This window comes from Aneurinibacillus sp. UBA3580 (assembly GCF_002375825.1).
GTDB lineage: Bacteria > Bacillota > Bacilli > Aneurinibacillales > Aneurinibacillaceae > Aneurinibacillus > Aneurinibacillus danicus.
On sequence record NZ_DFMZ01000118.1, the window covers coordinates 1 to 10,217 of the forward strand.

Sequence of the window (10,217 nt, forward strand, 5' to 3'; positions counted from 1 at the left end):
GGCGCCATTCAGCATCTGGCCGGTATGTCCAGCTCCAAAGTCATTGTAGCCATCAATAAAGATCCGGAAGCACCGATCTTCCAGGTAGCGGACTATGGCATTGTCGGCGACCTGTTCGAAGTTGTGCCGCTTCTTACAGAAGAGTTCAAAAAAGTGCTGGTGTAGTAGCGGGGACACATTCAATAGAGGGAGGCAGCGTCAAATATAAGGCGCTGCCTTTTTTCCGTGAAAATCATGAGGAAAGAAGGAGAGTGTTTCACCTGTGGATATTTTGAGGTGAGGATGGTATACTGTTACTGGTATATCTCTGCTGTATACCACAAACAAAACGATGGTATGTAAGTACGAACCTGAGATAAAAAGGAGGAAGTTACATATGGCAATCGTAAATGTAACAGATAGCTCATTCCAAAGCGAAGTAGAAAGCGGCGGCACAGTGCTGGTGGACTTCTGGGCTCCTTGGTGCGGTCCCTGCAAAATGATTGCACCGGTTCTTGAAGAAATCGACGGCGAAATTGGCGGCAAAGTCAAAATCGCGAAAGTAAATGTTGACGAAAATCCGGAATCCGCACAACGTTTCGGCGTAATGAGCATCCCGACACTGATGCTGGTAAAAGACGGTCAAGTCGTTGACAAAATTATCGGCTTCCAACCGAAAGAAAGCCTGTTAAGTGCCATTAACAAGCACCTGTAAGCTTTAACTAACACAATGAGTCCTCCGATTTTAAAATCGGAGGACTTCTTCATTGAGGAATACGGGTAAAAAAACTCGTCTGGTTCTTTTCCCCGAAGATGTATAGACCGTCCGCTTCCCTTTTTCAGATAAAGCCGGCCGGCAAAACATCCGGGTATTTCAGAGAGGGAGCCAGTTGTCGGCCCATATAGCTTTACCTGAAAATGGCGCTAAGTAAGGGAAAAGAAGGGACTTCGTTTTTTCACCCGTATCCCTTTGAAAGTAATAAAAGCAGATGGAAAAAGCGGCCTCTTTAAAATACAACGAGCGAAAAGAGGATACTTTTTCCACCTGTTTTTCATAAAAAATCACCATGGCTTTTCAGCCACAAGCCCTGCCATGAAAATGAAGGGAAGGGCGGCTGACTTTTGTGGTATGAAGGAAAAGAGAGAAGAGAACGTGACAATGATTTCAATGGAGAAAAGGGCGAATGCCTTTTTCTTCCCTGGATCTTTTTTCCTCTTTCTCTCCTTCTTTTCTCACAATTTTCACAGAAAAAGAAAGGAGGTATACAGAATGGATACGCTAAAAGAAAAGTTAAGCCTTTTGCCGGACAAGCCGGGGTGCTATTTGATGAAGAACGCGGCCGGAGAAGTCATCTATGTCGGCAAAGCCAAAGTATTAAAAAATCGTGTCCGCTCTTATTTTACGGGCAGTCATGATGGTAAAACGCAGCGTCTCGTCCAGGAGATCGCTGATTTCGAATACATTGTTACATCCTCGCCGGTCGAAGCGCTTTTGCTGGAGTGCAACTTGATTAAGAAGCATGATCCTCGCTACAACGTTTTGCTCAAAGACGACAAAACGTACCCGTACATTAAAATTACGAATGAAGAACATCCGCGTCTTGAAATTACCCGCAAAGTTGTAAAAGACGGCGGCAAGTATTTCGGACCGTATGCCAATGCAGGAGCGGCCCAGGAGACGAAGAAGCTTCTGGATCGGCTCTATCCGCTGCGCAAGTGCAAAAATATGCCGAAAAGTGTTTGCCTGTACTACCATATGGGTCAGTGTCTCGCTCCGTGTGAATATGAAGTAGACTCAAAACAGTACGAAGGCATGATTGAAGAAATCTCCCGGTTTTTAAACGGAAATTACGGGGAGATTAAGCAAACATTGAAGCGGCAGATGGAGGCGGCGGCGGAAAACCTTGAATTTGAGCGTGCCAAGGAACTGCGTGATCAGATTCAGTATATTGAAGCCATTATGGAAAAGCAGAAAGTTACGTTCAGCGACAACGTTGATCGAGACGCCTGGGGCTATCATACCGACAAAGGCTGGATGAGCGTACAGGTATTCCATATTCGCCAGGGGAAGATGATCGAGCGGAATGTGGCATCTTTTCCCTTCTACGGAGAAGAGAATGAAGATTTCATTTCTTATGTTGTCCAGTTTTATCTTAAGGAGCATATCCGTCCAAAGGAAGTGCTGCTGCCTGTGAGCGAGGGAACGGATGGACTCGAAGAAGCGATTGAAACCAAATTGCTCGTTCCGCAGCGCGGACCGAAAAAGCAGCTGGTAGATATGGCGAAAGAAAACGCACGTATCGCCTTAGAAGAGAAGTTTGCCCTTATGGCACGCGACGAAGCCCGCACGATCCAGGCGGTGCAAAAGCTTGGTGAAGCGCTTGGCATCGGCTATCCGAAGCGGATTGAAGCGTTTGATAATTCGAACCTTCAAGGGGTGGACCCCGTTTCGGCGATGGTTGTATTTACTGATGGCAAGCCGGATAAGAAAGAATACCGTAAATACAAAGTGAACACAGTGAGCGGGCCGGATGATTATTCCACCATGAAAGAGGTAGTTCGCCGCCGTTACACGCGTGTGCTGAAAGAAGGATTGGAGTTGCCCAACCTTATCATTATTGACGGAGGAAAAGGCCAAATTGCGGCAGCGGTTGATATATTGGAAAATGAACTTGGGCTTTTTATCCCTGTATGTGGATTGGCCAAAGACGAAAAGCACCGGACCGCACAGCTTCTGGTCGGTAACCCGCCTATTCCTGTCGATTTAAAGCGGGACAGCAACGAATTCTATCTTCTGCAGCGTATTCAAGATGAAGTGCACCGATTCGCGATTACATTCCACCGCAACACGCGCAGCAAGACAATGTTTCAGTCGAAACTTGATGAAATTCCGGGGGTTGGAGAAAAGCGAAAGAAAATGCTCCTGAAGCATTTCGGATCCATTAAAAAAATGAGGGAAGCGACGGTAGACGAGTATCGTAATCTCGGGATCGGTGACAAACTGGCGCGGCAAATTCTTGAATATCTGCGTGAAAATACGGAAGCCGCAGCCGATAAATCCGAATAAAACGGTTGCCTTTCCAGTTGGCATGTGATACCATATACGAAAATTAAATATTCAAATCATCAACGCCTCACTGAACAAGGTGAGGTAGAGGCGCGAAGACCATGAGTACCCCGCTGGAGGAGCGAGAGTCCTGAGAAAGCGGATGAAAGGGGAATTCGCCGAAATGACAGAACGGATCTCGCCGCCTGTCGTTGGGTCTGCATTGAATAAGTGCAGGACTGTCACCGGACTATCATCCCGGATAGCCGGTGGAGTACTATCTCGCACAGGGAATTGGGAAGTGAGCGTTAGCTGTATTTGATCTGGATATATACAGACAACAGATAAGGCGAACGCCTCTGTTGTCTTTTTTATTTTCAGCGACATGACCTCTGGCCCTCTCAAACGTGCGGGGCATTCGAAACAAAGAGAAAAAGAATGAAAAGTTCGAGGAGGACACAAGAGATGAGTCTTATCGTACAAAAATTCGGCGGTACATCCGTTGGCACGATTGAACGGATTCAGGCGGTGGCCCGCCGCGTTTTATCCACTGTACAGTCCGGACATCAGGTGGTGGTTGTTGTTTCGGCCATGGGAAAGTCTACGGATGTTCTGGTGGATATGGCCAGGCAAATTACCGGTGAGCCGGATCCGCGTGAGATGGATATGCTGCTGACGACCGGAGAACAGGTATCTATTGCGTTGCTGACCATGGCCTTACAGGAGTTGGGGCAGAGTGCCGTATCAATGACCGGCTGGCAGGCCGGTATTACAACGGAAGAGGTCCATACGAAGGCGCGTATTACGCAGATTGATCCGACACCGCTTCGAGATGCGCTCGCCAAAGGGAAGGTAGTTATTGTCGCTGGATTCCAGGGTATTTCCTCTGACGGGCAAATTACGACGCTTGGGCGGGGCGGTTCGGATACGACGGCAGTGGCGCTGGCAGCAGCGCTTCAGGCGGATAGATGCGAGATTTATACTGATGTGGACGGTGTATATACAGCAGATCCACGCATTGTTTCTTCTGCAAGGAAACTGCCCTATATCTCTTATGATGAAATGCTTGAGCTGGCGACGCTTGGAGCCGGGGTTCTCCATCCCCGTGCGGTGGAATGCGCAAAGCAGCATCGTGTCTCTTTAACCGTTCGCTCAAGCTTTGGCACAGAAGAAGGAACCATGATTGGGGAGGAATCGAATATGGAGCAAGGGTTGGTTGTTAGCGGAATTGCTCACGATAAAAGCGTGGCGAAAATTACGGTAGCCGATATGCCGGCCAAATTGAATGCAATGTCCAGACTATTCGCCACACTGGCGGAAGAGCATATTAATGTAGATGTTATCGTACAAAGTGCTTATGAAGCTAATACAACGAATGTATCGTTTTCTGTAAGCGGTGAGGAAGTAAAACGGACGCTGGATGTTTTGCTTAAGCATAGGGAAGAACTTGAGTTTGGGTATGCGGTGGCAGAGGAAGACCTGGCCAAAGTCTCGATTGTCGGAGCCGGCATGATTACGAATCCGGGTGTGGCAGCCCGGATGTTTACCTGTCTGGCTGAGGCAGGCGTGGAGATTAAGATGGTGTCTACATCCGAGATTAAAGTTTCTTGCGTCATTCCGCTGGCTCAGATGGAAGCGGCGGTACGCAGCCTTCATACGTCCTTTGGACTTGATGCCAAAGAAGCTGCCATGGTATATGGAGTATAACAAACATAAAAAAGAGCTCGCCGTCTTTTGAACGGCCGGGCTCTTTTTTGACGTAACGGATCATTATGCGGTGATGTGGCTTTTGCGAAGGGAGGCCGGAAGAAGACCTGCCGCAGCGAGACGTCGGCGGACAAGCACTCCGATATAGGAAGCGACCGCAATCTTAACCAGGTCAGGCAGTACGAACAGCCCCATACCGAAAGCAAATGCCTGGTTCCACGGTAGGCTCAGTACGAATTTTAACTGAGTGACACCGCATGCATAGATGATGGCCAATCCGACTACATTCGCAAGCAGCGCGCGGAAAAATGTGATATCCTTGTTTTTAAGCAACGTACCCATGACGAACACGGCTATAACATATCCGATTAAGTATCCGCCTGTTTTGCCAACAATGATGCCGAACCCGCCGGAAAATTGGGCAAACACCGGTGCGCCTACAGCACCGAGCAGTAGATAGAGCAGAACAGCGATTGTTCCATAGCGTCTTCCTAGAATGATAGCGGTAAGCGCGATAGCAAAATTCTGGAGAGTAAAAGGAACCTGCGGAATAAATGAAAAAGAAATCTGAGCAAAAACCGCTGTTAGTGCGCAGAATAAGGCCGAAAGAATCATCATTTTCATGTTTTCGTTTCGCATGAGCTTTCTCCTTGTCTTATGTTAACCTATTATAATACTGAGTTTACAAAACGAACTTTCTTTTTGTCAATATTGACATTAGTCAGTAAAAAACGTAGTATTGAACTAACTCGCAGAAAGACGGAATACAATAAGATAGCTCTTATCAAGAGAGGCGGAGGGACTGGCCCGATGAAGCCCGGCAACCCCGTGCATGTGTGCGGATGAGGTGCCAATTCCAGCAGAACGGTTTAAACGTTCTGGAAGATAAGGGGAGGACGATGAGCTATGAACGCCTCTTCCTTATAAGGAAGAGGCATTTTTTATAAGTTGGTTCGCCGCTACGGTATGGTGCGGAGAGAAAAAGAGCAGAAGGGAGTGACGAGCGCATGATACAGAAGATGGTGATAGACGAAATAAAACTGGAGTGCGGTGATACGCTGAGACAGGTTGAAGTGGCATTTGAGACGAGCGGAACGCTGAATGAGGAGAAGACGAATGCGATCCTCGTTTGTCATGCGCTTACCGGTGACGCATGCGCAGTCGGAGATGAAGAACAGCCGGGATGGTGGGAAGGCCTTATCGGTCCCGGACGCTATATTGATACGAATAAATACTTTGTGGTGACGTCGAACGTATTAGGCGGATGTTCCGGTACGACAGGTCCTGCTTCCCTTAACCCGGAGACCGGGAGGCCATATGGCGCGGATTTTCCGGTAGTCACCATACGGGATATGGTACAGCTGCAGTATCTAATGGTGAAGCGTTTAGGGATAGATAAATTGTTTGCCGTTGTTGGAGGCTCAATGGGCGGAATGCAGGCTTACGAATGGGCGGTTATGTACCCGGAGATGATGCATCTTGTCCTGCCTATTGCTACATCGGCCCGGCTGTCTGCGATCGCCATTGCATACAATGATGTGGGACGGCAGGCCATTCTGTCCGATCCGGAGTGGAAGAGAGGACATTATTACCCGGGGAAAGGACCGGTCAACGGATTGTCGATTGCCCGTATGTTAGGAATGATTACGTATCGTACGGCTGATTTGTTTGAGTATCGTTTCGGCCGGCGTTTGAAAGACGAACGGGATGTAACCCAGTTTGATTCCACATTCAACATCGAGAGCTACCTCCGTTATCAAGGGCAAAAGCTGGTCGAGCGGTTTGATGCCAACAGTTACCTGTATTTATTGAAAGCAATGGACTCGCACGATATCGGGCGAGGACGCGGAGGTATTAAAGCGGCGCTGGAACGGATTCAGGCCAGGGTGCTTTCCATCGCTATTTCGAATGACTTGCTGTATCCTGCCGATCATCAGGAAGAAGTAGTGGAGATGCTGAAAGCCTCGCACAAAGAAGTGGAATATCACTTTGTTGAATCCATTTACGGTCATGACGGGTTCCTTGTGGAGTTCGTAAAGATCGGTCCACTGGTAGAACAGTTTATTGAAAAATATAATACCGGTATTTTTAAACAATCGGCAGCATCAAGATAATCATTTTGGTATCGGCGAATTTCGACAATTTGTCCGTCGCTTTCCTTGACGCTGTCTCTTTGACGGAGTAAAATGAATTTGTCACAAAGTCTTCATTTATTTTTAAGGCTTCCTTGGGAAGCTTTTCTTCATGTCATGCATGTAGAGTAGAGCGGATAAAGGGGGAGTTTAGAGAGAAAAATGAAGTGGTAGGGGTGTTTCGAGAGAACTGTAGAGAAGTCGGAGAGAAATTGGGTGTGTTAAACGTTTTTGTGAAAAAAGTGTCAGACTAGAAAAATTGTAGCGGATCCTTGTGAAAGGGGGAATTTATGCAATGATGAATCATCGGCATTTTTTTAACCGTAAACTACATTCCCTGCTAGGCGTTGTACCCATCGGGGGATTCTTATTCGTCCACTTGCTAACGAACTATTATGCAACGCGCGGTGAAGAAGCTTTTCTTGAGCGCGTTGAGATTATGGAAGGGCTTCCGTTCCTGGCCCTCATCGAAATCCTCTTTATTTTCTTGCCCATTCTGTATCATGGCATTTACGGACTGTACATTGCATTTCAGGCAAAGAATAACGTGGGTAACTATGGCTATTTCCGTAATGTAATGTTCATGCTGCAGCGTGTAACAGGTGTTATCACGCTCATTTTCATTACATGGCATGTATGGGAAACAAAAATGCAAATGGTAATCGGAAATGTGGAAGCGACTGGCCTGTTCACATTGATGAACGAAATTTTAGATAACCCATTCATGCTGGCATTCTATATTATTGGTCTTCTGTCCGCAACATTCCACTTTGCAAACGGTCTGTGGAGCTTTGCTGTAAGCTGGGGTATTACAGTTGGTCCCCGTGCGCAGCGCATCTCTACATATGTAACCATGGCTGTGTTCGTGTTAATGTCGGCAATGGGATTGCTTGCTCTGTTCTCATTTGCGAATCCCGTTGATGTAGCACAAGCAGTCCAAAAATAGGGGGTTAGAGCATGAGTAAAGGTAAAATTATCGTAGTTGGTGGCGGTCTGGCAGGATTAATGTCCACAATCAAAGCCGCTGAAGCCGGCTACCCGGTTGAGTTGTTTTCTCTTGTTCCTGTAAAACGCTCTCACTCTGTTTGTGCGCAGGGCGGTATTAACGGAGCGGTAAATACGAAGGGTGAAGGGGATTCTCCGTGGATCCACTTTGACGATACGGTATATGGCGGGGACTTCCTTGCAAACCAGCCGCCGGTAAAAGCGATGTGCGATGCCGCACCGGGCATTATCTATATGTTTGACCGCATGGGCGTTATGTTTAACCGTACGCCGGAAGGTCTGATTGACTTCCGCCGCTTCGGGGGTACACAGCATCACCGTACGGCATTCGCCGGCGCCACCACGGGTCAGCAGCTCCTATACGCATTGGACGAGCAGGTTCGCCGCTGGGAAGTAAACGGTCTTGTTACGAAATACGAAGGATGGGAATTCTTGTCCGCTGTTATTGACGAAGACGGTGTATGCCGCGGCATTACTGCACAGAACCTGCGTTCAATGGAAATCAAATCTTTCAAAGCGGACGCCGTTATTCTTGCGACAGGTGGCCCTGGTATTATCTTTGGTAAGTCTACGAACTCTGTTATTAATACGGCAACGGCTGCTTCTGCTGTATACCAGCAGGGCGCGGCTTACGCAAATGGAGAATTCATCCAGATTCACCCGACTGCGATTCCAGGAGATGACAAGCTTCGTCTGATGTCCGAATCTGCCCGCGGTGAAGGTGGACGCGTATGGACATATAAAGACGGTAAACCCTGGTACTTCCTTGAAGAGAAATATCCGGCTTACGGAAACCTTGTACCGCGTGACATCGCGACCCGTGAGATTTTCGACGTTTGTGTTAACCAGAAGCTTGGCATAAACGGCGAAAACATGGTATATCTCGACCTGTCCCACAAAGATCCGCATGAGCTGGATATCAAATTGGGCGGTATCATCGAGATTTACGAGAAATTCGTCGGCGACGATCCGCGCAAAGTTCCGATGAAAATCTTCCCTGCTGTTCACTATTCCATGGGCGGTCTGTGGGTTGACTATAACCAAATGACGCAAATTCCTGGCCTGTTTGCTGCGGGTGAGTGTGATTACTCACAGCACGGCGCAAACCGTCTGGGTGCGAACTCTCTGCTGTCCGCGGTATACGGCGGTATGGTAGCGGGTCCGAAAGCAATCGAATACATCAAAGGCTTGAACAAGTCTGCTGAAGATGTTTCTTCTACTATATTCGATGCGCAAGTGAAGAAAGAACAAGAGAAATACGACCGCATCACAAATATGACAAGCGGTACGGAAAATGCATATAAGATTCACCGTGAGCTTGGCGAGTGGATGACTGACAACGTAACAGTTGTTCGTTATAACGATAAGCTGAAGCAAACGGATGAGAAGATTCAGGAGCTTATGGAGCGTTATCAAAACATTAACATCAATGATACGTCCAAATGGAGCAATGCCGGTGCTTCCTTTACGCGTCAACTGTGGAACATGCTTGTGCTTGCCCGTGTAATCACGATCGGTGCGCTTGAGCGTAACGAAAGCCGTGGCGCGCACTATAAGCCGGAGTTCCCGGAACGTGATGACGAGAACTTCCTGAAGACGACAATGGCGAACTTCGACCCGGCAACGAATGCGCCGAAGATTTCGTATGAAGATGTCGATGTTTCGCTGATTAAGCCTCGTAAACGTGACTACTCGAAGAAGAGCACAGTAGCTGAGAAGAAGTAGTAGAAAAAAGAGGGGTGAAGAGACATGGCTGAACAACAAAAAACGGTTCACTTGATTATTACCCGTCAGGATAGTCCTGATGGAACACCATATAAACAGGAATTCAAGATTCCTTATCGTCCAAATCTCAACATTATCGGTTGCCTCATGGAAATTCAGCGTAACCCGGTAACGGCAGACGGTAAGCGGGTCGCACCGATCGTCTGGGAAATGAACTGTCTGGAAGAGGTTTGCGGCGCTTGTTCTATGGTAATTAACGGCAAGCCGCGTCAATCTTGTACAGCACTGGTCGATAAACTGGAGCAGCCGATTCGTCTGGAACCGATGAATACATTCCCGGTACAGCGTGACCTGGCTGTTGACCGTAGCCGCATGTTCGATGCATTGAAACGCGTAAAAGCGTGGATTCCGATCGACGGCACGCATGACCTTGGACCGGGTCCGCGTATGCCGGAAGTGGATCGCCAGTGGGCATATGAGCTTTCCCGCTGCATGACCTGCGGCGTGTGCCTGGAAGCGTGTCCGAATGTGAACGACAAGTCTCCGTTCATCGGCGCATTTGCTATCTCCCAGGCACGTCTGTTCAATGAGCATCCGACTGGTAAAATGAACGCTGAAGAGCG

At 48.0% G+C, this 10,217-nt stretch carries 8 protein-coding genes, 1 pseudogene and 2 riboswitches; of the genes and pseudogenes, 8 read left to right on the top strand and 1 reads right to left on the bottom strand.

Annotated features, from left to right (window positions below; all coding sequences use genetic code 11):
* The 4 genes and pseudogenes from B2899_RS16310 to B2899_RS16325 all read left to right on the top strand — a co-directional run.
* Positions 1-165 (top strand): annotated as a pseudogene (locus tag B2899_RS16310) (electron transfer flavoprotein subunit alpha/FixB family protein); the annotation flags it as partial.
* 211 nt (positions 166-376) lie between these two features.
* On the top strand, positions 377-694 hold the full coding sequence (gene trxA, locus B2899_RS16315) for a thioredoxin (protein WP_146812126.1): 318 nt from the start codon (positions 377-379) through the stop codon (positions 692-694).
* A 555-nt stretch (positions 695-1,249) separates the two neighbouring features.
* Entirely contained in the window at positions 1,250-3,046 is a 1,797-nt protein-coding gene (uvrC, locus tag B2899_RS16320) for an excinuclease ABC subunit UvrC (RefSeq protein ID WP_286887174.1), read from the top strand.
* Positions 3,047-3,123: 77 nt separating this feature from the next.
* Positions 3,124-3,313, top strand: a riboswitch (Lysine riboswitch).
* 177 nt (positions 3,314-3,490) lie between these two features.
* Positions 3,491-4,732 carry an aspartate kinase gene (locus B2899_RS16325; protein WP_146812124.1) on the top strand — a complete coding sequence of 414 codons (1,242 nt, stop codon included), beginning with the start codon at positions 3,491-3,493 and terminating at the stop codon, positions 4,730-4,732.
* A 63-nt stretch (positions 4,733-4,795) separates the two neighbouring features.
* Here B2899_RS16325 and B2899_RS16330 read toward each other — a convergent pair whose 3' ends face one another.
* Entirely contained in the window at positions 4,796-5,371 is a 576-nt protein-coding gene (locus B2899_RS16330; protein ID WP_146812123.1) for a biotin transporter BioY, read from the bottom strand.
* 139 nt (positions 5,372-5,510) lie between these two features.
* A riboswitch (SAM riboswitch) is annotated at positions 5,511-5,624 on the top strand.
* Between the two features lie 115 nt (positions 5,625-5,739).
* Between B2899_RS16330 and metX the strand changes: the two genes are divergently transcribed.
* From metX to sdhB, 4 genes are all read left to right on the top strand, one after another.
* Complete coding sequence (gene metX / locus B2899_RS16335) at positions 5,740-6,846, top strand: homoserine O-acetyltransferase MetX (RefSeq protein ID WP_146812122.1); 1,107 nt, start codon at positions 5,740-5,742, stop codon at positions 6,844-6,846.
* 313 nt (positions 6,847-7,159) lie between these two features.
* Entirely contained in the window at positions 7,160-7,810 is a 651-nt protein-coding gene (locus B2899_RS16340) for a succinate dehydrogenase cytochrome b558 subunit (RefSeq protein ID WP_146812121.1), read from the top strand.
* Positions 7,811-7,821: 11 nt separating this feature from the next.
* Complete coding sequence (gene sdhA, locus B2899_RS16345) at positions 7,822-9,594, top strand: succinate dehydrogenase flavoprotein subunit (RefSeq protein ID WP_146812120.1); 1,773 nt, start codon at positions 7,822-7,824, stop codon at positions 9,592-9,594.
* 24 nt (positions 9,595-9,618) lie between these two features.
* Positions 9,619-10,217 (top strand): succinate dehydrogenase iron-sulfur subunit (gene sdhB, locus B2899_RS16350; protein WP_286887176.1); only part of this gene is annotated, 599 nt, incomplete at its 3' end.